General features: G+C 55.8%; 21 protein-coding genes. 19 read left to right on the plus strand and 2 right to left on the minus strand.

The window, feature by feature from the left end; translation table 11 throughout:
• The first annotated feature begins 206 nt into the window (after window positions 1–206).
• From GYMC52_RS06325 to GYMC52_RS06375, 11 genes are all read left to right on the plus strand, one after another.
• A complete protein-coding gene (locus tag GYMC52_RS06325) occupies window positions 207–1,904 on the plus strand; it encodes a methyl-accepting chemotaxis protein (protein ID WP_013523443.1) in 1,698 nt (565 codons plus the stop codon).
• Between the two features lie 192 nt (window positions 1,905–2,096).
• Window positions 2,097–3,041 (plus strand): tRNA (adenosine(37)-N6)-dimethylallyltransferase MiaA, encoded by a 945-nt coding sequence (gene miaA / locus GYMC52_RS06330; RefSeq protein WP_013523444.1) that lies wholly within the window; start codon window positions 2,097–2,099, stop codon window positions 3,039–3,041.
• 34 nt (window positions 3,042–3,075) lie between these two features.
• A complete protein-coding gene (gene hfq / locus GYMC52_RS06335) occupies window positions 3,076–3,303 on the plus strand; it encodes an RNA chaperone Hfq (protein WP_011230812.1) in 228 nt (75 codons plus the stop codon).
• A gap of 335 nt (window positions 3,304–3,638) precedes the next feature.
• The gene (gene spoVK, locus GYMC52_RS06340) at window positions 3,639–4,571 is read left to right on the plus strand and encodes a stage V sporulation protein K (RefSeq protein ID WP_011230813.1); all 933 of its coding nucleotides are present in this window, start codon (window positions 3,639–3,641) and stop codon (window positions 4,569–4,571) included.
• 258 nt (window positions 4,572–4,829) lie between these two features.
• The gene (locus GYMC52_RS06345) at window positions 4,830–6,404 is read left to right on the plus strand and encodes a fatty acid--CoA ligase (protein ID WP_013523445.1); all 1,575 of its coding nucleotides are present in this window, start codon (window positions 4,830–4,832) and stop codon (window positions 6,402–6,404) included.
• 25 nt (window positions 6,405–6,429) lie between these two features.
• Entirely contained in the window at window positions 6,430–7,575 is a 1,146-nt protein-coding gene (locus GYMC52_RS06350; RefSeq protein WP_011230815.1) for an acyl-CoA dehydrogenase family protein, read from the plus strand.
• Window positions 7,576–7,589: 14 nt separating this feature from the next.
• Window positions 7,590–8,663, plus strand: a complete 1,074-nt coding sequence (locus GYMC52_RS06355; RefSeq protein ID WP_013523446.1) for a CaiB/BaiF CoA transferase family protein — start codon at window positions 7,590–7,592, stop codon at window positions 8,661–8,663.
• Between the two features lie 3 nt (window positions 8,664–8,666).
• Complete coding sequence (locus GYMC52_RS06360) at window positions 8,667–10,286, plus strand: long-chain fatty acid--CoA ligase (RefSeq protein ID WP_013523447.1); 1,620 nt, start codon at window positions 8,667–8,669, stop codon at window positions 10,284–10,286.
• 14 nt (window positions 10,287–10,300) lie between these two features.
• On the plus strand, window positions 10,301–11,152 hold the full coding sequence (locus tag GYMC52_RS06365; RefSeq protein ID WP_013523448.1) for a 3-hydroxyacyl-CoA dehydrogenase family protein: 852 nt from the start codon (window positions 10,301–10,303) through the stop codon (window positions 11,150–11,152).
• A gap of 149 nt (window positions 11,153–11,301) precedes the next feature.
• Window positions 11,302–12,453, plus strand: a complete 1,152-nt coding sequence (locus GYMC52_RS06370; RefSeq protein WP_013523449.1) for a thiolase family protein — start codon at window positions 11,302–11,304, stop codon at window positions 12,451–12,453.
• Window positions 12,454–12,827: 374 nt separating this feature from the next.
• Window positions 12,828–13,706, plus strand: a complete 879-nt coding sequence (locus GYMC52_RS06375; RefSeq protein ID WP_013523450.1) for a DMT family transporter — start codon at window positions 12,828–12,830, stop codon at window positions 13,704–13,706.
• Between the two features lie 325 nt (window positions 13,707–14,031).
• On the opposite strand, the gene GYMC52_RS06380 is transcribed toward GYMC52_RS06375, so the two are convergent.
• Entirely contained in the window at window positions 14,032–14,649 is a 618-nt protein-coding gene (locus GYMC52_RS06380; RefSeq protein WP_013523452.1) for a trimeric intracellular cation channel family protein, read from the minus strand.
• Between the two features lie 160 nt (window positions 14,650–14,809).
• Here GYMC52_RS06380 and hflX point away from each other — a divergent pair, with 160 nt between their 5' ends.
• From hflX to glnA, 4 genes are all read left to right on the plus strand, one after another.
• Window positions 14,810–16,057 (plus strand): GTPase HflX, encoded by a 1,248-nt coding sequence (hflX, locus tag GYMC52_RS06385; RefSeq protein ID WP_013523453.1) that lies wholly within the window; start codon window positions 14,810–14,812, stop codon window positions 16,055–16,057.
• Between the two features lie 13 nt (window positions 16,058–16,070).
• Entirely contained in the window at window positions 16,071–17,342 is a 1,272-nt protein-coding gene (locus GYMC52_RS06390; RefSeq protein ID WP_011230824.1) for an aminotransferase class I/II-fold pyridoxal phosphate-dependent enzyme, read from the plus strand.
• A gap of 76 nt (window positions 17,343–17,418) precedes the next feature.
• On the plus strand, window positions 17,419–17,820 hold the full coding sequence (locus GYMC52_RS06395; protein ID WP_013523454.1) for a MerR family transcriptional regulator: 402 nt from the start codon (window positions 17,419–17,421) through the stop codon (window positions 17,818–17,820).
• A 39-nt stretch (window positions 17,821–17,859) separates the two neighbouring features.
• On the plus strand, window positions 17,860–19,194 hold the full coding sequence (gene glnA / locus GYMC52_RS06400) for a type I glutamate--ammonia ligase (protein WP_013145685.1): 1,335 nt from the start codon (window positions 17,860–17,862) through the stop codon (window positions 19,192–19,194).
• 63 nt (window positions 19,195–19,257) lie between these two features.
• Here the strand turns inward: glnA and lexA are convergent, their stop codons facing one another.
• Window positions 19,258–19,881: a transcriptional repressor LexA gene (gene lexA / locus GYMC52_RS06405; RefSeq protein ID WP_011230827.1), complete on the minus strand. Its 624-nt coding sequence runs from the start codon at window positions 19,879–19,881 to the stop codon at window positions 19,258–19,260.
• 151 nt (window positions 19,882–20,032) lie between these two features.
• Here lexA and yneA point away from each other — a divergent pair, with 151 nt between their 5' ends.
• From yneA to tkt, 4 genes are all read left to right on the plus strand, one after another.
• The gene (yneA, locus tag GYMC52_RS06410; protein ID WP_013523455.1) at window positions 20,033–20,338 is read left to right on the plus strand and encodes a cell division suppressor protein YneA; all 306 of its coding nucleotides are present in this window, start codon (window positions 20,033–20,035) and stop codon (window positions 20,336–20,338) included.
• Window positions 20,339–20,357: 19 nt separating this feature from the next.
• Window positions 20,358–21,011 carry a YneB family resolvase-like protein gene (locus tag GYMC52_RS06415; protein ID WP_013523456.1) on the plus strand — a complete coding sequence of 218 codons (654 nt, stop codon included), beginning with the start codon at window positions 20,358–20,360 and terminating at the stop codon, window positions 21,009–21,011.
• 129 nt (window positions 21,012–21,140) lie between these two features.
• Complete coding sequence (locus GYMC52_RS06420) at window positions 21,141–21,371, plus strand: DUF896 domain-containing protein (RefSeq protein ID WP_013145682.1); 231 nt, start codon at window positions 21,141–21,143, stop codon at window positions 21,369–21,371.
• Window positions 21,372–21,471: 100 nt separating this feature from the next.
• Complete coding sequence (tkt, locus tag GYMC52_RS06425) at window positions 21,472–23,478, plus strand: transketolase (protein ID WP_013523457.1); 2,007 nt, start codon at window positions 21,472–21,474, stop codon at window positions 23,476–23,478.
• Window positions 23,479–23,545: the final 67 nt, after the last annotated feature.

Below are 23,545 nucleotides of genomic sequence, written 5' to 3' on the forward strand. Positions count from 1 at the left end.
GAAGCGGCATGGGTGCGGCCTGTTTGCTCTTCTTGCGAGTTTACGGTGAAAGAGGAGGCTCATTGAGAAAATCCAGTTGATTTTCTCAATGAAGCAGGCTTTTTCATCAAGATGGCGAAAGAGCCAAAAAAATACTAAACATTGGCTGTTATCATCCGATAATGTAGATGGAACAACATACTGATTTACAGACGGAGGACTTGCCAATGAACATGAAAATGACCGTGCGCAAAAAACTGCTGGCCGGCTTCGGCCTCGTCTACGTGTTGATCGCGCTGTTAGTCGGGTTTTCTTATTACGAGATTTCGACTCTTGACCGTACATACACCGATGTGATCGACAAACGGGTGACGAAGCTTGTCAATGCCAAAGAGCTTGAAGTATTGATCCGCCGCGAGGTCGGCAGCATGCGCGGCTATTTGTTGACCGGCGATGAGACGTCAAGGAAAAACTTTGAAAAAGCGCATGGGGAGTACAAGAAAATAAGCGAAAAGCTTGCGGCGGAGCTGACGCGGGAAGAAACGAAACAACTGCTTGCCGAGCTCGATTTGCTTGAACAGCAGTTTTACGAACTTGGGCAAAAAACGTTCGACTTAAAATCGCAAAACAAACCGGAGCAGTACATCGCCCTTGTGACCACAACAGGGCGCGACTTAACAACCCAATTTGATGAAAAGGTGAATCAATTGGTCGCTCTCCAGCAGCGGGAAATGAAGGAGGCTAATGATGATGCGAGCGCATCGGCGGCTGCGGTCCAGCGGCTGATCATCACCGTCGGCTTGTTGACGGCGGCGGCCGGGGCAGCTGTCAGCTACTACATCAGCCGCTCGCTTTCCCGCCCGCTATTGACGCTGTCGGAAGCGGCGAAGCGGATTGCCGCCGGCGATTTGACAGAGACAAAAACCAGTGTCCGTAACCGCGACGAAATTGGCGAACTTGCCGCTTCGTTTGAACAGATGGTAAAAAATTTGCGTGGGGTGCTTCAGGAAGTGACGCAAAGCGCTGAGCAAGTGGCCGCTTCGTCGGAAGAGCTGGCAGCGAGCGCCGAACAGACGAGCAAAGCGACCGAGCAAATCGCCATGACGATTCAGGGCGTTGCTTCCGGCATGGACAAGCAAATGCAAAGCGTGGAAGAAACGTCCGCCGCCGTCGATTCGATGTCTGAGAGAATCGAGCAAATTTCCGGACGGGCGCAAAGCGTGTCCGCCATCGCTAGTGAGGCGTCGAGACAAGCGGCTGAGGGCGGGCAAACGATCGAGGCGGGCGTCGCGCAAATGAACAAAGTGAACGATACGGTCGAGCGGCTGGCTGACCTCATTAAAGGGCTTGGCCACCGTTCCGAGCAAATCGGCTCGATCATCGAAGCAATCCGCAGCATCGCGGCGCAGACGAACTTGCTCGCCTTAAACGCCGCCATTGAGGCGGCGCGCGCCGGCGAGCACGGGCGCGGCTTTGCCGTCGTCGCTGACGAAGTGCGGAAGCTCGCCGAGCAATCGGCCCAATCGGCCCAGCAAATCGCGGAATTGATCGCTGCCATTCAAGAAGAAACGGTCCATGCCGTCCAATCGATGGAGTCGGTCGTTAACGAAGTGACGGCCGGAACGAACGTCATTCGCGCCTCGGGAGAAATGTTCGCCCGCATTCGCGCCGCCGTGGACGAAGTTGCGGCGCAAATCCGCGACGTATCCACCGCGGTCAGCGACATGGTCTCTTCTTCGGAGCAAATGGTGCGCTCCGTCCGGCTTGTCGCCGACGTGGCCGAGTCGACATCGGCCGGTGCGCAGGAGGTGTCGGCGGCGACCGAGGAACAGCTGGCCTCGATGGAGGAAATTTCAGCTTCGGCCGCGTCGCTCTCGAAAATGGCGGACGATTTGCAGGCGATTGTCAACAAGTTTTCATTATGATGAGCGCCTTTTATGGCGTTCATTTTTTCCATATGGTTATGGCGAAAGGGAAGAAAGGCGATTTTTCGCGTTGCCATGTATAAAACGATTTGTGGATGGCGAAAACGTATGAGAGAAATGGTTCCATGCACAGCTGTTTTTATGTATAATGATGGTTGACACAAGTCCCACAACAGAAAGCAGTGACGCGCTATGGCTGAAAAAGTCGCCGTCATCGTCGGGCCGACGGCGGTCGGCAAAACGAAGCTCGGCATCGCGTTGGCGAAAAAGCTGGGCGGAGAGGTCATCAGCGGCGATTCGATGCAAATTTATAAAGGGATGGACATTGGCACGGCGAAAGTGAAGCCCGATGAGATGGAAGGAATCCCGCATCATTTGCTGGACATCAAAGAGCCGTGCGAACCGTTTTCCGTCGTCGAATTTCAGCGGCTTTGCCGTGCGCTCATCACCGAGATTTCGGCGCGCGGCCGGCTGCCGATCATCGTCGGCGGCACCGGGCTGTACATTCAGGCAGCCCTTTACGATTACCAATTTTCCGCCGCCCCTTCCGACGAAGCGTACCGCCGGGCGCTCAAACAGCTGGCGGCCGAGCAAGGAGCCGAAGCGCTTCACCGGCGGCTTGAGGCGGTTGATCCAATAAGTGCGGCCCGCATTCATCCGCACAACATCCGCCGCGTCATCCGCGCCTTAGAAGTGTATCATTGCACCGGGAAGCCGTTCAGCGAGTGGCAGCAAACGGAAAAGCGGCTTTTGTATGAGGCGGCCATCGTTGGCTTGACGGCGGAGCGGGAGGCGCTTTACCGCCGCATCAACGAGCGGGTCGATGAGATGATCGCCGCAGGGTTGATCGAAGAGGCGAGGGCGCTTTATGACCGCGGCCTGCGCGACTGCCAGGCGGTGCAAGCCATCGGCTACAAGGAGCTGTACGACTATTTTGACGGCCGCGTTTCCCTTGATGAAGCGATCGAGCAGCTGAAACAAAATTCGCGCCGCTATGCGAAACGGCAGCTCACTTGGTTTCGCAACCAAATGCCGGTGAAATGGTTTGACATGACCGACGCCGGGCAGTTCGCCGCCAAGGTGCAGGAAATTTCTCGCTATGTAGCAGGAAAGCTTCAACTTGAAGCGAATATATAAGTATATCCTTAGAGAGAAAAGAGGAGGACGTTTGATGAAAAATACGATCAATATTCAAGACCAGTTTTTAAACCAGCTGCGCAAAGAGGGCATTCAAGTGACCGTCTTCTTATTGAACGGCTTCCAACTGCGCGGGTACATTAAAGGGTTTGACAACTTCACCGTACTTTTGGAAGTGCAAGGAAAACAACAGCTCATTTACAAGCACGCCATTTCGACGTTTGCGCCGGAGCGGAACATCCATTTTGAAACCGAACAGTAAGACCGACGGTACATACGCCGCCGAAAAAAGGCGCCTTCCTTCGCGGAGGGCGCCTTTTGCCATTTCCCGTTTTCCTTCCGCGCCCGCTATTTGATCGACAAGCTCCAGCGTCACCCGAAGGGAAGTGAGGGACGAGGTGAATTCAGATGCGTAAACCGCCGCTTTTGTGAATAAACATATACAAACTTTTTCCGCTATAGCCGACCCGCTGTTCGTTTGGGCGATTGTCACGGATCGGCGGTGGCGTACGTATACTAGTAACGAAAAGGCAAGGCGTCAAAAGCCAAGTCGGAACGGGTGCGGATGGCAGAAAACGGGAAGCGAGGTGACGCCCCTTGTCAGAATTGACGATGAACAAGGCGAAAGGGCAAATCAACATCGTGTTGAACTCCAAAACGGTAAACCATTTAGTGAAAGAAGAGAGAAACGACTGGCTCGATGGCGAAGAGCATCAGGCGCTCCGCAATATTCAAAAGGAGCTTGATCAACTGATCGGCCTTGATCATGTCAAAAAAATCATCAAGGAAATTTACGCCTGGCTGTACATCAACCGGCTGCGCAAGGAGAACGGCTTAAAGGCCAACCGCCAGGCGCTCCATATGATTTTCAAAGGCAATCCCGGCACCGGCAAAACGACGGTGGCGCGCTTGCTCGGCAAGCTGTTTTTTGAGATGAACGTGCTGTCCAAAGGGCATTTCATCGAGGCGGAGCGGGCCGATTTGGTCGGAGAGTACATCGGGCATACGGCGAGCAAAACGCGCGATTTGATCAAAAAAGCGCGCGGCGGAATTTTGTTCATCGATGAAGCGTATTCGCTCGCCCGCGGGGGCGAAAAAGATTTCGGCAAAGAAGCGATTGACACGCTTGTCAAAGGGATGGAAGACTATTGCGACGACTTGGTTGTGATTTTGGCCGGCTATCCGAAAGAAATGGACTACTTTTTGTCGCTAAATCCCGGCTTGCCGTCGCGCTTTCCTCTCACGATCGAGTTTCCCGATTATACGGTCGAGGAGCTTGTGCAAATCGCCAAGCAAATGCTGCGCGAACGCGAGTATGAAATGACGCCGGAAGCGGAGCGGAAACTGTACATTCATCTCGAAGGGACGCTGGAAGCGACCGGCCGCCTCAAGTTCAGCAACGGCCGCTATGTGCGCAACTTAATCGAAAAAGCGATCCGCAAGCAGGCGGTCCGCCTTCTTCATGAAGGGCGCTACGACAAAAAAGAGCTGATGACGATCCGTGACCGCGATTTAGTGATTCATGCTTGAACGCTCTCCCACCTACGCTCACACGTGGAAGTGGGGGTCTTCTCGGCGCGAGATGAAAAAAAGCAAAGGAGGCTCCTCTTTCTTTTTCTTGTCGAAAGAAAGAGGTCTTCCTTTCTTTTTTGTGCCGCAAAAAAGAGGAATGCGATCAAAAAGAGCGAATACATAAACAGCGGGGGCATCATACACCTATTTATCTGAATTATCTGTCTAGTGGATCTGCACGCCCTGCGTCCATTCGGAGAAAAGGGGGAAAGGCGCTTGTACATGACGATTGGGGAGATGTTTTCCCAGACAGTGCGAAAGTTTCCAAACCGGGAGGCGGTCGTCGACGCGGCGACCGGACGCCGCTATACGTACGCCGAATGGGAGAGGGAAGTGAACCGGTGGGCGAACGCGTTTTTGGAAGCGGGCGTCCGCAAAGGAGACCGCGTTTCGACGGTGCTGTACAATACGCTTGAGCTCGCGACCGCCTTGTTTGCCTGCGCCAAAATCGGCGCGGTGTTCAATCCGATCAACTTTCGGCTGAGGGCGGAAGAAATCGCCTATATTTTGACGGACGCCGAGCCGAAAATCGTGCTGTTTGAACGGGCGGTGGAACCGGAACTTGCCGCGATTCACAGCCGTTTCCCGCACGTGTCATTTTGGTCGATCGACCGCGATCCGCCGCCGTTTGCCAAAAACGCTCACGAGCAGGCCGCGCGGGCCCTAGGGGAAGCGCCGCGTGTTCATGTGGATGAGAGCGATCTTTATGCCATTATGTATACAAGCGGCACAACTGGGCGTCCAAAAGGAGTGATGCACCGTCACCGCGACATGATCGAGCAAAGCGTCATTTGCCATGGCGTCATGCGCATCCGCGAGACGGATTGCGGGCTGGCGGCAGCGCCGCTGTTCCATTGCGCCGAGCTGCATTGCTGCTTGCTGCCGCGCGTGCATGCCGGAGCGGCGAGCATCATTTTGCACCATTTTGACGCCAAGCTCGTGCTTGAAACGATCGAACGGGAGCGGATTACGATCATGTTTGGAGCCCCGACGATGTGGAACATGATCTTGCAGGAGAATGTAAGCGGTTACGATTTATCTTCGCTTCGCCTCGGCCTATACGGCGCCGCTCCGATGGCTCCAGCGCTTGTCAGGCAATGCCAAGAGCAGCTCGGCATCGAGCTGATTCAAGCGTACGGCATGACGGAAATGGGGCCGGCGGTGACGTTTTTGTTGGAAGACGAGCAGCTGAAAAAAGCCGGTTCCGCTGGACGCGCCTGCCTGAACCATGAGATCCGCGTCGTCCGTGCGCGTGAAGACGGTCCGTCCGACCCAGACGATGTGCTGCCGCCATATGAAGTCGGTGAAATTGTGATGCGCGGGCCGTGCATGATGGCTGGCTACTACAAGCGCGAGGAAGCGACGGAAAAAGCGTTGTACAAAGGTTGGTATCATTCCGGCGACCTCGGCTACCTTGATGAAGACGGCTACTTGTATGTCGCCGACCGGGTCGATGACATGGTGATCAGCGGCGGGGAAAACGTCTATCCGCGCGAAGTCGAGGACGTGTTGTACGAGCATCCGAAAGTGCTTGATGTCGCTGTGCTCGGCGAGCCGGATGAGTTGTGGGGCGAAAAAGTCGTCGCCTTCGTCGTCAAAAAAGATGACCTCCTGACCGCCGATGAGCTCGAGCAGTTTTGCAAAACGAGCGACCGCCTTGCTCCGTACAAACGTCCGCGCGCCTACTATTTCATCGATGCTCTGCCCCGCAACGCGAGCGGGAAAATCCAAAAGTTTTTGCTGCGCGAACAGCTGAAAAAACAGGCGGCGGGCGGAACAGAGAAAAAGTGACCGAACAGAAGAGAGGGATGAACGGGTGACGGCTCGCTATTTGCGTGAGGAGCACCATATGTTCCGCGCGGCGTTTCGCAAGTTTTTGGAAAAAGAAGCGTACCCGCATTATAACGATTGGGAGAAGCGCGGCATCATTCCGCGTTCGTTTTGGGCGAAGATGGGCGAGAACGGCTTTCTTTGCCCGTGGGTCGATGAGAAGTATGGGGGTCTCAACGCCGATTTTGCCTACTCGGTCGTCATCAATGAAGAACTGGAAAAAGTCGGATCGAGCCTCGTCGGCATCGGCCTGCACAACGACATCGTCACGCCGTATATCGCATCGTACGGAACCGAGGAGCAAAAACAAAAATGGCTGCCAAAATGCGTCACCGGCGAGCTCATCACGGCGATCGCCATGACCGAGCCGGGGGCGGGTTCGGATTTGGCCAACATTTCGACAACGGCAGTAAAAGACGGTGACTACTACATCGTCAACGGACAAAAAACGTTTATCACGAACGGCATTCATGCCGACTTGATCGTCGTCGCCTGCAAAACCGACCCGCAGGCAAAGCCGCCGCACCGCGGCATCAGCCTGCTCGTCGTGGAGCGGGATACGCCGGGGTTTACGCGCGGTCGGAAGCTCGAGAAAGTCGGGCTGCACGCCCAAGATACCGCCGAACTGTTTTTCCAAGATGCGAAAGTGCCGGCATATAATTTGCTCGGCGAGGAAGGAAAAGGTTTTTACTATTTGATGGAAAAGCTCCAGCAGGAGCGGCTCGTTGTCGCCATTGCCGCACAAACGGCGGCGGAAGTGATGTTTTCCTTGACGAAGCAATATGTCAAACAGCGCACGGCGTTCGGCAAACGGGTGAGCGAGTTTCAGACCGTCCAGTTCCGCCTTGCCGAGATGGCGACGGAAATCGCCCTTGGCCGCACGTTTGTCGACCGCGTCATTGAAGAGCATATGGCGGGAAAACAGATCGTCACGGAAGTGTCGATGGCGAAATGGTGGATTACCGAGATGGCAAAACGTGTCGCGGCCGAGGCGATGCAGCTGCACGGCGGTTATGGTTATATGGAAGAATATGAGATCGCCCGGCGCTATCGCGACATTCCCGTAAGCGCCATTTACGCTGGGACGAACGAGATGATGAAAACAATCATCGCCCGGCAGCTAGATTTGTAGAGAGAGGGAAAGATATGCTTCATGGCATTGTAGTCGTTGATTTTTCCCATTACTTGCCGGGCCCGTTTGCCAGCTGGCGGCTCGCCCAGCTCGGAGCGGAAGTCATCAAAATTGAGCCCCCATCCGGCGATCGGCTGCGCCCGTTCGCCGAGGGCCGGTTGTTTGCCGCCTATAACGCCGGCAAAAAAAGCATCGGGTTGGATTTAAAAACGGACGCGGGTCGCGAGCAAGCCCGGCGGCTCGCTGCCCGCGCCGATGTAGTGATCGAAAGCTTCCGCCCCGGGGTGATGGCGCGGCTTGGGCTCGGTTATGACGATATATGCCGCATGAACGAACAAATCATCTATTGCTCGATTAGCGGCTTCGGTCAACAGAGCGGCCGCTCATTGCTTGGCAGCCATGATTTAAACTATATGGCGCTCTCCGGCTTGCTTGCGCAGCTGGCCGATGAACGCGGCCGCCCGGTTCATCCGAAGATCACGCTTGCCGATTTTATCGGCGGCATGGCGGCGGCCGAGCGCATTTTGGCTGCCCTCTTTGCACGCGAGCGAACCGGCAAAGGCGCCCATCTTGATGTTTCGCTTGTCGATGGCTTGGCAGCGATGATGGCTGGCCATTTTGCCATTGAACACGGCGGTGGGCCGAAGACCGGTCTTTCCGAGTTGTCTGGGGAGGTGGTGTGCTACCAGCTGTATGAGACAAAAGACGGCCGTTATATGAGTTTAGCGGCGCTCGAGCCGCACTTTTGGCGGCGGTTTTGCGAGGCGGTCGGCCATCCGGAATGGACGGAGGCGCAATGGGCGCCGGCGCGATCGGGGGAAGCCGTATATGACGAGCTCGCCGCCTTGTTCCGTGAAAAGACATTGGATGAGTGGAGCGCGTTCGCCGAAGCGGTCGACGTCTGCCTTGCCCCGGTGCTGGAGACGGGTGAGGCGAAGGCGCTGTTTGCTGACAGCCGGCTCCGCCATCTCGTTCGGCTGCAGCCGGGCGGCGTGTGGACGGCCGCACATGGGCCGGACGGCCAATGGGGCGGCGGGGAGCCGCCTAAAGTCAATGAACATGCGCATTTGGTAAAGGGGGAGAAATGACCGATGATGAAAACACCGTTAAACATTTCCATGATGCTTGAGCGGGCGGAGTTGTTTTTCCCGAAAAAACAAGTCGTTTCGCGCATGAAAGGAGGCGTCGTCCGCCATACATACAAGGAGATCGGCGAGCGGACGCGCAGGCTGTCAAGCGTGTTGAAGCGGCTCGGGGTTGAAGTCGGCGACCGCGTTGGCACGTTCGCTTGGAATCATCACCGCCATTTGGAAGCGTATTTTGCCATTCCCGGCATCGGGGCGGTGCTCCATACGATCAACATCCGCCTCTCGCCGCAGCATATCTCTTACATCATCAACCATGCCGATGACCGTGTGCTGCTGATCGATGATGATTTGCTGCCGGCAATTGAAGCGATCAAGGACGAGATCCCGAATGTACGCGCTTTCATCGTCATGACCGATGCCGACGAGCTGCCGGAAACAACGTTGTCGCCAGTGTACCATTACGAGAAACTGCTTGCCGAGGGCGATCCAACATTTCCGTTCTTGAAAGACCTCGATGAATACCAACCGGCTGGCATGTGCTATACGTCGGCGACAACGGGAAATCCAAAAGGGGTTGTGTATACGCACCGGAGCACCGTTCTGCATGCGATGGCGCTCGGGCTGGCTGATACGCAAGGGCTGTGCGAGCGCGATGTCGTCATGCCGGTCGTACCGATGTTCCATGTCAACGCGTGGGGGCTGCCGTTTGCCGCCACTTGGTTCGGTTCGACGATCGTTATGCCGGGCCCGGCGTTTACGCCGAAAGTGCTTGCCGAGCTGATTGACGCCGAACGGGTGACGATCACCGCCGGCGTGCCGACGATTTGGCTCGGGCTGTTGCAAGAGTTGGAGAAAGGAAACTATGACGTCAGCAGCTTAACGCGCGTCATTTGCGGCGGTTCAGCCGCGCCGAAAGGGATCATCCGTGCGTTTGAAGAAAAATACGGCATTCCGTTCATTCACGCGTACGGCATGACGGAAACGAGCCCGCTTGTGCTTGTCTCACGCCCAAAAAGCTATCAAGACGGGCTGTCGTACGAGGAGAAACTGGACATTCGCGCCAAGCAAGGGCTGCTTGCTCCAGGGCTTGAGATGAAAGTGATCGGCCAAAACGGGCCGGTTCGTTGGGACGGGCAGGAAATGGGCGAGCTTTGCTTGCGCGGTCCGTGGATTGCCGCCGAGTATTACAACGATGAGAGAACGAACGAAGCATTTCGCGATGGCTGGCTCCATACCGGCGATGTCGTCACCGTGGACGAAGAAGGGTTTGTGAAAATTGTCGACCGGACGAAGGATGTCATTAAAAGCGGCGGCGAATGGATTTCATCGGTTGATTTGGAGAATGCGCTCATGGCCCATGAGGCGGTGTTCGAAGCGGCGGTCGTCGCTGTGCCGCATCCGAAATGGCAAGAGCGCCCGATTGCCTGCGTCGTGCTGAAAGAAGGCAAAAGCGTGACAAAAGAAGAGCTGTACGACTTTTTGCGCCCGCAATTTACAAAATGGTGGCTGCCGGATGACATTGTGTTTCTCGATGAAATTCCGAAAACGAGCGTCGGCAAGTTTTTGAAGCGGAAACTGCGCGATGAGATGGCAGCGCGCTATGCCGATGCGACGAAGGAGTAAAGGAGGCGGACACCGTGGCAGAAACGATTGCGGTCATCGGCGCTGGGGTGATGGGAAGCGGCATCGCGCAAACGGCGGCGATGGCGGGAAAAACGGTGTATTTATATGACGTGTCCGAAGCGGCCTTGCAAAATGGGCTCGCTTCGGCGGAAAAAAGCTTGCGCCGCTTTGTCAAAACCGGCGGGCTGTCCGAGCCGGAAGCGCGAGCGGCGCTCGGGCGCATCCGCTCGACCGTCGATTTGGCCGAAGCGGTGCGCGGGGCGGATGTCGTCATCGAAGCCGTGCCGGAAAACTTGGCGCTGAAAAAAGACGTGTTTCAGCAGCTTGATCAACTGGCGAAGCCGGACGCCATTTTGGCGACCAACACATCCGAGCTGAGCGTCACGGCGCTTGCCGCCGCGACCAACCGGCCGGAGAACGTCATCGGCATGCATTGGTTCAATCCGGCGCCAGTGATGAAGTTGATCGAAATTGTGAAAGGTGAGACGACTTCCGACGACACAGTCGACGCCATCCGTCGGCTGTCTGTGGAGCTTGGCAAAGAAACGGTCGTCGTGAAAGACCGGCAAGGGTTTGTGACGACACGGGCGCTTGCCGCCCATATGATTGAATGCATCCGCATGTACGAAGAAGGAGTTGCTTCCGCTGAGGATATCGACAAAGCGGTGCGGCTTGGCCTCAATTATCCGATGGGACCCTTTGAGCTCGCCGACATGGTCGGGCTTGATACGCTCCTGTTTGTGAGTGAAAACATGACGGAAGCATACGGCGACCGGTTCCGGGCGCCGCAGCTTTTGCGCAAGCTCGTTGAAGCCGGGTATTTAGGGCGGAAGACGGGGAAAGGGTTTTACACGTATACAAAATGAACAAGTGCCTCTTCACAGGAAGAGCAATGAGAACAGAAAGTGCCAATTTGGCAGCGCCCGCGGCTTATCGGCCGGCGGGCGCCATTGGATAAAAGGTGCGGTTTGCACCGTCAAGGCATGGTGATGACAAAAACAACAAGGAGGAGAAAATGGTGCGTGAAGCGGTCATTGTCGAAGCGGTCAGGACGCCGGTCGGCAAGCGGAACGGCGTCTTCCGGGACGTTCATCCGGTCCATTTGGCCGCGGTGGTGCTCGATGAAGTCGTGCGCCGGGCCGGCATGGACAAAGGGGCGGTGGAAGACATCGTCATGGGCTGCGTGACGCCGGTCGCCGAACAAGGGTACAACATCGGCCGGCTGGCGGCGCTTGAGGCCGGATTCCCGATCGAAGTGCCGGCAGTGCAAATCAACCGAATGTGCGGCTCGGGGCAGCAGGCGATTCATTTCGCCGCCCAGGAAATCCGCTCCGGCGATATGGATGTCACGATCGCCGCCGGGGTCGAAAGCATGACGAAAGTGCCGATTTTAAGCGATGGCAACGAGCAGACGATTCCGCCGTCGCTTCATGAAAAATACGAATTCATCCACCAGGGCGTCTCGGCTGAGCGGATCGCCAAAAAATACGGCCTAACGCGCGAGGAGCTTGACGCCTACGCGTACGAAAGCCATCAACGCGCCTTGGCGGCCTTGCGCGAAGGGAAGTTTCGCGCGGAAATCGTCCCGGTGAAAGGGCTTGACCGCGACGGGCGCGAGATCCTCGTCGCCCTTGACGAAGGGCCGCGGGCCGATACATCGCCGGAAGCGCTCGCCGCGCTCAAGCCGGTGTTTCAAGAAGACGGCCTCATCACCGCTGGCAATGCGAGCCAAATGAGCGACGGGGCGGCCGCTGTGCTTTTGATGGAACGGGAGGCGGCGAGGCGGTTCGGACTGAAGCCGAAAGCGCGCATTGTCGCGCAAACGGTCGTCGGCTCCGACCCGACGTATATGCTCGATGGCGTCATTCCGGCGACGAGGCAAGTGCTGAAAAAAGCCAGCCTCTCGATCGATGACATCGACCTCATTGAAATCAACGAAGCGTTCGCCCCGGTCGTGCTCGCCTGGCAAAAAGAAATCGGCGCTCCGCTTGAGAAGGTGAATGTCAACGGCGGCGCCATTGCGCTTGGCCATCCGCTCGGCGCCACCGGTGCGAAGCTCATGACGTCGCTTGTTCATGAACTTGAACGGCGCGGCGGTCGCTATGGGCTATTGACGATTTGCATCGGCCACGGGATGGCGACGGCCACGATCATCGAGCGGGAGTAAGAGCAACGCGTGGAAAAAACATTTGTTTGACACACACTCGACAGCGGTGGCGGCCGCTGTTTTCTCTTTGAAAATAAAAATATGCGATGGAGCTGGAACAATGTGATAAGATGAAAGAAAAGCAAGTGAAAGGAGGAGCGCAAGCACAGTGCAGAAGGAGAAGCCGTTTTACACGTATCGCGACATTGAACAAGCGATGAGTTGGTTTCTTTTTGGCAACCGGATTTGACGGTTTCGCTCGCCCCCGTGTTTCCTCCGGAAGAAAGCGATGTCTAGCTGATGGAGAACAGCCTTGTTTGGTTGCCATCTCTGGAAATAACGGCTTCGCTTTTGGTGTCAGCAGCAGAAAGAAGAAAGCAAAGGGGATCGATGTCATGAAGCAAACCGTTCTCGCTTCCTTCTATTTATCCCTTGCCGCTGGCATTTGGGGCGGGATGTACGTCGTGAGCAAATACGTGTTGGACTACATACCGGCGTTGACGCTCGTCTGGATGCGCTACGCCGTCGCCTTGATTGTGCTCGGTGCCATCGCCGCGGTGAAACGTGAGCGTCCTCCAAAGAGCGGGCGCGACTGGGGGATGGTCATCGCAATCGGAATCATCGGCTACGTCGTTTCCATTTCGTTGCAGTTTGTCGGCACGAAATGGTCGAACGCCCATACCGCTTCGCTCATCACCGCCTCGACGCCGGCATTTGTCGTCTTGTTTGCCCGCTGGCTGCTTGGTGAGGCGCTCACATGGCGAAAGACAAGTGCACTCCTGTTGGCGACATCCGGGGTGATCGTCATCGTCGGACTTGGAGGCGGCGGGGAATCGACGCTTGCCGGAAATATGGCTTTAGTTGGTGCGGCGATCACTTGGGCGCTGTTGTCGGTGCTTGTGAAAATCGCTTCGGCCCGCCTGTCCGTGCTTTCGATCACCACGTACGCTATTTTCACTGCGTTTATCGGCATGACGCCGATGATGCTCACCGAAGGGCCGGGGCTTGCCGCGAGCCATTGGAGCGTTCCCGTCGCCCTTGGAGTGTTGTATCTTGGTGTTGTATCGACAGCGGGAGCATTTTTTCTTTGGAACAAAGGGATGGAAATGATCGACGCCGGCATCGGCTCGCTCTTTTTCTTTTTCCAGCCGCTCGTCGGCTCGTTCTTTGGCTGGCTTCTGTTGCATGAGGAGCTCGCCGCCTCGTTTTGGCTCGGCGGGGCGCTCATTGTTGCCGGCGTGGCCGTGGCGGTGCGAAGCGAGCAAAGCGCGTAAAGGAAAGCGTCAGCAAACTAATAGATGCAACCAAAACGTTTAACATATCTTGGATAGAAAAGCCACTTATCGATTTTTCGACTGTCAAGGGCAAGCGACAGGCTTGCCTCCGTCACGCTAAGGCGTGATGGGAGACCGAACAACGACTCGCTTCCCAAGACCCATTCATGGGTCTGGAAGCCGCGTTGTTCGGTCACTCGACAGTCGGATGAAATGACCGGTAAAAAAGAAAAATAGTAAAGCTTTAAATTGCATCTATATAAAAGCGAGGAGCCGTCTATCTTTTCGTACGAATCAATGAGTAGATGTTGTTTTTGCCGTTTTATCATTGCTCGCCCGCTTTTTCTCCAACCGCCCGCCGCGGCAGCTTCCAACCGTATGTGTAAGACAAAATGCGGAGGGCGGCGACGACAATAAACAACACATACAGCTCCATGGGCGATTCGGCCCATTTCAGCCCAACGGCGAGGCCGGCGAGAATGGCCCAGGCGGCATAAATTTCTGCGCGCAACACGAGCGGCTTTCTTCCCGCCAACACGTCACGGATAATGCCGCCGCCGCTTCCGGTCAACACCGCGGCGACGATGACCGCGCTTAATGGATGCCCCATGTTTGCCGCGTACAGCGCTCCTTGAATGGCGAACGCGGACAACCCAAGGGCGTCAAAAAAGTTGCCCCACCGCTTCCACGGCGGCAGCATTTGCTTTGGGAACAAATACACAACTGTCATGGCCGCCAAAGCGACAAGAAAGAGCGGCTGCTGTCCCCATAACGCCGACACGGGAACCCCGATCAGCAAATTGCGCACCGCCCCGCCGCCAAAAGCGGTGACAATCCCTAAAATGTACACCCCAAGCAAATCGTACTCCTCTTCCATCGCGACGATCGCCCCGCTAATGGCAAAGGCGATCGTGCCGATGATGCTCAATACTTCCCACGTCATTCGTGCTGTTCCTTTCCGTGCGGTGTTCTTGTATCATTGTAGGGGCAAAAGCGGCGGAAAATCAATCGTTTTTTTGGAACGAACTAGCAGACCGACGGTGGGATTTGGTATCATGAACGTAGAGAACATGTTCGCCGCGAGGGAAAGGAAGGGGGATGCCATGAGCCGTGAACAAGCGATCCTTGTCGGCTGCCAGCTCGCTGGTGTCGATGATGAACGGTTTCGCTATTCGATGGAGGAGCTCGCTTCGCTCGTTGCGACGGCGAACGGCGAGGTTGTGGCAGAGGTGACGCAAAAACGTGAAGCGCCGCACCCGGCGACGTATATCGGCAAAGGGAAAACGGAAGAGCTCGCCGCCATAGTCAAGCATCTGGAACCGGACGTGGTTATTTTCAACAGCGAGCTCTCTCCAAGCCAAGCGCGCAATTTGACGAAAATGCTTGGCGAGGTGAAAGTGATTGACCGGACGCAGCTCATTTTAGACATTTTTGCAAGGCGCGCCCGCTCAAAAGAAGGAAAGCTGCAAGTCGAGCTCGCCCAGCTGGAGTATATGTTGCCGCGCCTTAGCGGTCAAGGAGAGGCGCTATCCCGCTTGGGCGGCGGCATCGGCACGCGCGGCCCGGGGGAGACGAAGCTCGAGACCGACCGCCGCCATATTCGCCGCCGCATTGACGACATTAAAGCTGAGCTTGTGCGCATTGCTGAGCATCGAGGGAGGTACCGCGAGCGCCGGCAAAAAAACCAAGCGTTTCAAGTGGCGCTCGTCGGCTATACGAACGCCGGCAAATCAACGATTTTCAATCGGCTGACCGCCGCCGATTCGTTGGAAGAAAACTTGTTGTTTGCCACGCTCGACCCGTTGACGCGCAAATGTGTCTTGCCATGCGGCTACACGGTGCTTGTCACCGATACGGTCGGGTTCATTCAAGACTTGCCGACGACGCTTGTCGCCGCGTTCCGCTCGACGCTCGAGGAAGTGACGGAAGCCGATCTATTGCTTCACGTCGTCGATTCGTCTCATCCGGATTACGTTGCGCACGAGCGAACGGTGTCGCGGCTGCTCGCTGAATTAGGGGCTTCTTCCATTCCGATGGTCACGGTGTACAATAAAAGCGATCAAAAAGCGTCGGAATTCATTCCGACAACGACTGCTTCCATCATGATCAGCGCGCTTTCCGCCGCCGACATTGACCGGCTCCGCTATTTTCTTGAAGAGGCGGTGAAACAGCAAATGACCCGTTACGACGTGTCGATCCCAAGCGGTGAAGGAAAATTGCTCGCTCGGTTAAAATCGGACACCATTTTGCACGAATGGCATTATAATGAACAGGGAGGCACGTACGACTGCCAAGGGTACGTGCTGCCGACGCACCCCTTGTATGGGGAGCTGCAATCATTCCAACGGTAGAAAGGGTTCATCTATGTTTTGGACACAATGGAGACACGGAGAAACCATCGCTCTTCTCATCGAGGAAATCGAAGCACAAATCGCGCCGATTCACCGCCGCATCGATGAACTGGTCGACGTCAACCAATACCGCGTGCTTGAGAGCTTCCGTCGCCATCAAGTGAGCGACGCCCACTTCATCCCGTCAACCGGTTATGGGTATGACGATGCGGGCCGCGATACGCTCGATCGCATTTTCGCTGATGTGTTTGGAGCGGAAGCGGGGCTTGTGCGCCCGCAAATCATTTCCGGCACGCACGCGATTGCGATCGCGCTGTTTGGCGTGTTGCGCCCGGGCGATGAATTGCTTTACATCACGGGCGCTCCGTACGATACGCTTGAGGAAATCGTCGGCGTCCGCGGCCGCGGCGTCGGCTCGCTGAAAGAGTTTGGCATTCGTTATCGCAGCGTGCCGCTCACAGCAGAAGGGATGGTCGATTTTCCGGCCGTTCGCGAAGCGATCCATGAGCGGACGAAAATGATCGGCATTCAACGTTCGCGCGGCTATGCAGACCGGCCGTCGTTTACTGTCGAAGAGATCGGCGACATGATTGCATTCGTCAAGTCGATCAAACCGGATGTCGTCGTGTTTGTCGACAATTGCTACGGAGAATTCGTCGAGGAGAAAGAGCCATGCCATGTCGGCGCCGATTTGATGGCCGGCTCGCTCATTAAAAACCCGGGAGGGGGCTTGGCGAAAACGGGCGGTTACATTGTCGGCAAGCGGGAATATGTGGAGGCGTGCGCCTATCGGATGACCTCGCCGGGCATTGGAGCGGAAGTCGGTCCGTCGCTTTACAGCTTGCCGGATATGTATCAAGGCTTTTTCCTTGCGCCGCACACCGTGGGCCAGGCGCTCAAGGGGGCGGTTTTTACAGCGGCGATGCTCGAGCGGATCGGACTAAAAACCTCGCCATCGTGGAAGGCGAAGCGCACGGATTTGGTTCAGTCCGTCCGTTTTGACGATCCGGAACAAATGGTGGCGTTTTGCCAAGCGATTCAGGCTTCCTCCCCGGTCAACGCTCATTTCACTCCGTATCCGAGCGACATGCCCGGCTATGAAGACAAAGTGATCATGGCCGCCGGCACGTTCGTCCAAGGGGCAAGCATTGAGTTGACGGCCGACGGGCCGTTGCGCCCCCCGTATGTCGCGTATGTGCAAGGCGGATTGACGTATTCGCATGTGAAAATCGCCGTCTGTTCCGCCATTCAGCGTTTGCTTGAACAGCGGTTGATTTGTTTGTGAGGAAACGTCACGTTTCATTGACTCATTTCCTAACATTATGGTAAAATAAAGGTATCAAAAGCGAGGAGGAATTGGCATGAGCAGCCAAATTCGTCGTTCCATGCCATTGTTTCCGATTGGGATCGTGATGCAGCTGACCGACTTGTCGGCTCGGCAAATCCGCTATTATGAAGAGCACGGCCTCGTTTCGCCAGCGCGCACCGAAGGCAACCGGAGGCTGTTTTCGCTCAATGACATTGACCGCTTGCTGGAAATTAAAGATTTGATCGACCAAGGCGTCAACTTGGCGGGCATTAAGCAAATTTTTGCCGCGCGGGAGGAAGGACGCCACCAGCAGGCGGAGAAAGCCGAAAAAGTAGGAAAACCGAAGCTGTCGGACGAAGAACTGCGCGAAATTTTGCGGAATGAATTGCTGCAGGCCGGGCGGTTCCAGCGCGCATCGCTTCGCCAAGGAGATCTCGCTCGCTTCTTTCATTAATGACGGAAAATGATTTCCGAGCCGGGGAGGAGTTTGGACATGGCAAAATATACGCGTGACGACATTCTACACATCGTCAAAGAGGAAAATGTCAAGTACATCCGCCTGCAATTCACCGATATTTTGGGCACGATCAAAAACGTCGAAATTCCGATCAGCCAGCTGGAGAAAGCGCTTAACAACAAAATTATGTTTGACGGGTCGTCGATCGAAGGATTTGTCCGCATCGAAGAGTCGGATATGTATTTGTATCCGGACTTGGATACGTTCGTCATTTTCCCGTGGACTTCAGAAAAAGGAAAAGTCGCCCGCTTTATCTGCGACATTTACAACCCGGACGGCACGCCGTTTGAAGGCTGTCCGCGCTATAACTTGAAGCGGATGCTGAAAGAGATGGAGGCGCTTGGCTTCAACGCCTTTAACTTAGGAGCTGAGCCTGAATTCTTCCTTTTCAAGCTTGACGAAAAAGGACACCCGACGATGGAGCTGAACGATCGCGGCGGCTATTTCGATTTGGCGCCGACCGATCTTGGGGAAAACTGCCGGCGCGACATTGTGCTCGAGCTTGAGGAAATGGGGTTTGAAATCGAAGCGTCCCATCATGAAGTCGCCCCGGGCCAGCATGAGATCGATTTTAAATACGCCCATGCGATTAAAGCGTGCGACGACATTCAAACGTTTAAGCTCGTCGTCAAAACGATCGCCCGCAAACATGGATTGCATGCGACCTTTATGCCGAAGCCGATTTTTGGGATTAACGGTTCAGGAATGCATTGCAACCTGTCGCTGTTCCGCAACGGTGAAAACGCCTTTTTCGATCCGAACGGCGACTTGCAGTTGAGCGATACGGCGCGGCAGTTTATCGCCGGTGTGCTGAAGCATGCGCCGAACTTTACGGCGGTGACGAACCCGACCGTCAACTCGTACAAGCGGCTTGTTCCAGGCTATGAAGCGCCGTGCTACGTCGCTTGGTCGGCGCGCAACCGCAGCCCGCTCATCCGCATTCCAGCTTCGCGCGGCATGAGCACGCGCATTGAGGTGCGCAGCGTTGACCCGTCGGCCAACCCATACTTGGCCATGGCGGTGCTTTTAGCCGCTGGGCTTGACGGCATTCGCAACAAGCTCACTCCTCCGGCGCCAGTGGATCGAAACATTTACGTCATGACGAAAGAAGAACGGCTCGAAGAAGGCATTGTCGATTTGCCGGCAACGCTGCATGAAGCGTTGGAAAACTTGAAGTCCGATGAAGTGATGATTCACGCGCTCGGCAAACATTTATTCGAGCATTTCGTCGAAGCGAAAGAAATTGAGTGGGATATGTATCGGACAACGGTTCATCAATGGGAATTGGACCAATATATGGAACTCTACTGATTCATAAAAAAGCTGCCCCGTTTTTTTCAGGGCAGCTTTTTTATGGGCGCAGGCCGGCACGAGTCAGTCGAACAGGCGATAGACGCCGATCACTTTGCCGAGAATCGTGCAGTCGCGGACGATGATCGGCTCAAGATGGGCGTTTTCCGGCTGCAGGCGGATGTGGTCTTTTTCCTTGAAAAACCGCTTCACCGTCGCCTCGTTGTCTTCCGTCATGGCTACGACGATGTCGCCGTTGTTGGCCGATGACTGCTGGCGGACGATGACGTAGTCGCCGTCGAGAATGCCGGCTTCGATCATGCTGTCGCCCATCACTTCAAGCATAAACAGCTGCTCCTCGCCGGCGGCGAGCCGCTTCGGCAGCGGAAAGTAGCCTTCGATGTTTTCCACCGCTGTAATCGGTTGGCCGGCCGTCACCTTGCCGATGATCGGCACCGAGATGATCTCCTCTTTTTCTCTCTCCTTGGCCATATCGTTGTCCAAAATTTCAATGGCGCGCGGCTTTGTCGGGTCGCGGCGGATGTACCCTTTGCTTTCTAGGCGCGCGAGATGCCCGTGGACCGTCGAACTTGACGCCAGTCCAACCGCTTCCCCAATTTCCCGCACCGACGGAGGATAGCCTTTTGTTTTTACTTCCTGTTTAATAAACTCTAAAATTTGCTGTTGTCGTTTTGACAGTTTCGTCATTGTTTCACACCTCTCGCCACATCATTTGCCTTCATTATACCATGCGGAAGACGAAAAAACAAACATAAGTTCGAGTTTTTTATTGACACAAACAAATGTTCTTGACTATAATGAAGGAAAGCGAACAAACATTCTAGAAAGGGTGGGGAGAATGGGGAAAACGTTGCTGCATTACTTTCTGTTTTCATTTTTGTTTGCGCTCGTGTTGGCAGGGTTCGTTTACGCCAGCAGCCCGGTCGATAAAAAAGAATACGTGACGATCACGGTCGCTCCCGGAGATACGCTTTGGGGGCTGGCAAAACAGTACGAACAGGAACACCATATGCCGCCTGATGAGTTCATCCGCTGGGTCGTCGATGTCAACCATTTGCCGAGCCCGCGTCTTGCCGCCGGTGAACAAATTGTCATTCCTGTGTTAAAATCAAAGCAGGGCGGCTCGGTGGCCGTCAATCAGTGATGGAAAGAAGGGATTGGCCATGAGGGCGGTCATTTACTGCCGAGTCAGCACGGACAAAGCTGAACAGGAAACGTCGCTCGCGAGGCAACGAGATGAGCTCGAGCAGCTGGCGGCCGAGTGTGGATTTGAAGTCGTTAAAGTGATCGCCGAGCAGGCGAGCGGTTATGAAGCCGACCGCGACGGCGTGTTGGAGCTGCTTTCGCTTTGCGAGGAAGGCGAGGTCGATGTGCTGCTCATTCAAGACGAAACGCGGCTTGGGCGCGGCCATGCGCGCATGGCGTTGCTGCATTGCTTGAAAAAGCAAGGGGTGAAAATATACAGCGCCAGCCACCGCGGGGAGATGCCGCTGTCGGAGGCCGATGAGATGGTGTTATCCATCATCGCTATTGTCGAGGAGTACCAAAGAAAAATACATAACGCCAAAATTAAGCGTGGCATGCAGCGAGCCATCGCCAGCGGCTACCGACCGGAGCGGAACCTAAGGCGCCGGGGCGAAAACGCCGGGCGCGATCGAATCGATCTGCCGGTTGAGGAGATCGTCCGCTTGCGCGAGCGCGGACTGACGTTTGCCGATATCGCCGCGACGATGCGAAGCTTCGGCTACGAGGCGTCCAAGGCGACCGTCCATCGGCGTTACCAGGAATATATGGACGAGCAACAAAGGCGGCGTTGATCGTGTACTGCGCCTGACCCTAAAGCGGCGAGTGGGCAAAGGAAGCCAAGATGCCATCGTTGCCATCTTCCCGGTTGATCAGATAAGATAAAACAGAGTGAGAATATGGCAGATAGGAGAAGATGATCAATGCTTGCCAAACATAAATTAGCCCGCATCAATGAACTGGCGAAAAAAGCGAAAACGGCCGGCTTGTCGGCCGAAGAGGCCTTCGAGCAAGCGAAGCTGCGCCGTGAGTACATTCAAGCGTTCCGCAAGGCGATGACCGATATGCTCCATACAGTGACCGTCATTGACCCGAACGGCAACGACGTGACGCCGAAAAAATTAAAGGAAAGCCAGCGGCGGCGCTTCCATTAAACGGTCGAAAGAGGGGTGGCCCGGAAAATAACGTTGTACAAGCCGATCGATTTTCTATATGATAGTAAATGACACCATGTTGATGAAAGGGAGGAAGACGATGGCGCATTCAATCGAGGAGTTGGCGATTACTACGATTCGAACGCTGTCGATTGACGCGATCGAAAAAGCGAAATCCGGGCACCCGGGCATGCCGATGGGCGCGGCGCCGATGGCGTACACGCTTTGGACGAAATTTATGGATCATAACCCGGCGAATCCAAACTGGTTCAACCGCGACCGGTTTGTCTTGTCAGCCGGGCACGGGTCGATGTTATTGTACAGCTTGCTTCATTTAAGCGGCTACGACGTATCGATGGATGATTTGAAACAATTCCGTCAATGGGGAAGCAAAACGCCGGGCCATCCGGAATACGGCCATACGCCGGGCGTGGAAGCGACGACCGGCCCACTCGGCCAAGGGATTGCGATGGCGGTCGGCATGGCGATGGCGGAACGGCATTTGGCCGCTACATACAACCGCGACGGGTTTGAGATTATCAATCATTATACGTACGCCATTTGCGGCGATGGCGATTTGATGGAAGGAGTGGCGAGCGAAGCTGCGTCACTCGCCGGCCACTTGAAGCTCGGCCGTCTGATCGTCCTGTATGACTCGAACGACATTTCGCTGGACGGGGAGCTCAACCTGTCGTTCTCGGAAAACGTCGCCCAACGTTTCCAAGCGTACGGCTGGCAATATTTGCGCGTTGAGGACGGCAACAATATTGAAGAAATCGCCAAAGCGCTCGAGGAGGCGCGGGCGGACCTCAGCCGGCCGACGCTCATTGAAGTAAAAACGACGATTGGCTACGGCGCGCCAAATAAAGCGGGCACGTCCGGCGTCCACGGCGCTCCGCTCGGCGCCCAAGAGGCGAAGTTGACGAAAGAGGCGTATCGTTGGACATTTGCGGAAGATTTTTACGTGCCAGAAGAAGTGTACGCCCACTTCCGTGCGACGGTGCAAGAGCCGGGAGCGAAAAAAGAGGCGGAATGGAATGAGCAGCTCGCCGCCTATGAACAGGCCCATCCGGAACTGGCCGCCCAATTGAAGCGAGCGATCGAAGGCAAACTTCCAGATGGATGGGAAGCTTCTTTGCCGGTATACGAAGCAGGCAAAAGCTTGGCAACCCGCTCATCGTCCGGGGAAGTGATCAACGCCATCGCCAAAGCGGTGCCGCAATTGTTTGGCGGTTCGGCGGACTTGGCAAGCTCGAATAAAACGCTCATCAAAGGCGGCGGCAACTTCTTGCCGGACAGCTACGAAGGGCGCAACGTTTGGTTTGGCGTGCGCGAGTTTGCCATGGGGGCGGCGCTGAACGGCATGGCGCTTCACGGCGGGTTGAAAGTGTTCGGCGGCACGTTCTTCGTGTTCTCTGACTATTTGCGTCCGGCGATCCGCTTGGCGGCGCTGATGGGCTTGCCGGTCATCTACGTCTTGACGCACGACAGCATCGCCGTCGGCGAAGACGGGCCGACGCACGAGCCGATCGAACATCTCGCTTCGCTTCGGGCGATGCCGAACTTGTCGGTCATCCGTCCGGCTGACGCAAACGAAACGGCGGCAGCATGGCGGCTGGCGCTCGAATCGACGGACAAGCCGACTGCGCTCGTCTTGACGCGTCAAGATGTGCCGACGTTGGCGGCAACAGCTGAGTTGGCGTATGAAGGCGTGAAAAAAGGTGCGTACGTCGTTTCACCGGCGAAAAACGGCGCTCCGGAGGCGCTGTTGTTGGCGACTGGCTCGGAAGTCGGTCTGGCCGTCAAAGCGCAAGAAGCGCTCGCCGCTGAGGGCATCCATGTCTCCGTCATCAGCATGCCATCGTGGGACCGCTTCGAAGCGCAGCCAAAATCGTACCGCGATGAAGTGCTTCCGCCGGCCGTGACGAAGCGGCTCGCCATTGAAATGGGCGCGTCGCTCGGTTGGGAGCGCTACGTCGGCGCCGAGGGCGACATTTTGGCCATCGACCGATTCGGTGCTTCCGCTCCGGGAGAGAAAATCATGGCCGAGTATGGCTTTACGGTTGACAACGTCGTCCGCCGCACAAAAGCGCTGCTCGGCAAGTAACCGGAAAAGCTGCCCTTGCGTTGTTGCAGGGGCAGCTTGTTTTTGTGAAAGATGGCTGCGCCTTGGT

This window comes from Geobacillus sp. Y412MC52, assembly GCF_000174795.2.
GTDB classification, from domain to species: Bacteria; Bacillota; Bacilli; order Bacillales; family Anoxybacillaceae; genus Geobacillus; species Geobacillus thermoleovorans.

Bases quoted from the DNA above. Each gene is read 5' to 3' on its own strand.
- GYMC52_RS06325 (WP_013523443.1), top strand. From the start codon at position 207: ATGAACATGAAAATGACCGTGCGCAAAAAACTGCTGGCCGGCTTCGGC.
- miaA (WP_013523444.1), top strand. From the start codon at position 2,097: ATGGCTGAAAAAGTCGCCGTCATCGTCGGGCCGACGGCGGTCGGCAAA.
- hfq (WP_011230812.1), top strand. From the start codon at position 3,076: ATGAAAAATACGATCAATATTCAAGACCAGTTTTTAAACCAGCTGCGC.
- GYMC52_RS06355 (WP_013523446.1), top strand. From the start codon at position 7,590: ATGCTTCATGGCATTGTAGTCGTTGATTTTTCCCATTACTTGCCGGGC.
- GYMC52_RS06360 (WP_013523447.1), top strand. From the start codon at position 8,667: ATGATGAAAACACCGTTAAACATTTCCATGATGCTTGAGCGGGCGGAG.
- GYMC52_RS06370 (WP_013523449.1), top strand. From the start codon at position 11,302: ATGGTGCGTGAAGCGGTCATTGTCGAAGCGGTCAGGACGCCGGTCGGC.
- GYMC52_RS06375 (WP_013523450.1), top strand. From the start codon at position 12,828: ATGAAGCAAACCGTTCTCGCTTCCTTCTATTTATCCCTTGCCGCTGGC.
- GYMC52_RS06380 (WP_013523452.1), bottom strand. From the start codon at position 14,649: ATGACGTGGGAAGTATTGAGCATCATCGGCACGATCGCCTTTGCCATT.
- hflX (WP_013523453.1), top strand. From the start codon at position 14,810: ATGAGCCGTGAACAAGCGATCCTTGTCGGCTGCCAGCTCGCTGGTGTC.
- GYMC52_RS06390 (WP_011230824.1), top strand. From the start codon at position 16,071: ATGTTTTGGACACAATGGAGACACGGAGAAACCATCGCTCTTCTCATC.
- GYMC52_RS06395 (WP_013523454.1), top strand. From the start codon at position 17,419: ATGAGCAGCCAAATTCGTCGTTCCATGCCATTGTTTCCGATTGGGATC.
- glnA (WP_013145685.1), top strand. From the start codon at position 17,860: ATGGCAAAATATACGCGTGACGACATTCTACACATCGTCAAAGAGGAA.
- lexA (WP_011230827.1), bottom strand. From the start codon at position 19,881: ATGACGAAACTGTCAAAACGACAACAGCAAATTTTAGAGTTTATTAAA.
- yneA (WP_013523455.1), top strand. From the start codon at position 20,033: ATGGGGAAAACGTTGCTGCATTACTTTCTGTTTTCATTTTTGTTTGCG.
- GYMC52_RS06415 (WP_013523456.1), top strand. From the start codon at position 20,358: ATGAGGGCGGTCATTTACTGCCGAGTCAGCACGGACAAAGCTGAACAG.
- GYMC52_RS06420 (WP_013145682.1), top strand. From the start codon at position 21,141: ATGCTTGCCAAACATAAATTAGCCCGCATCAATGAACTGGCGAAAAAA.
- tkt (WP_013523457.1), top strand. From the start codon at position 21,472: ATGGCGCATTCAATCGAGGAGTTGGCGATTACTACGATTCGAACGCTG.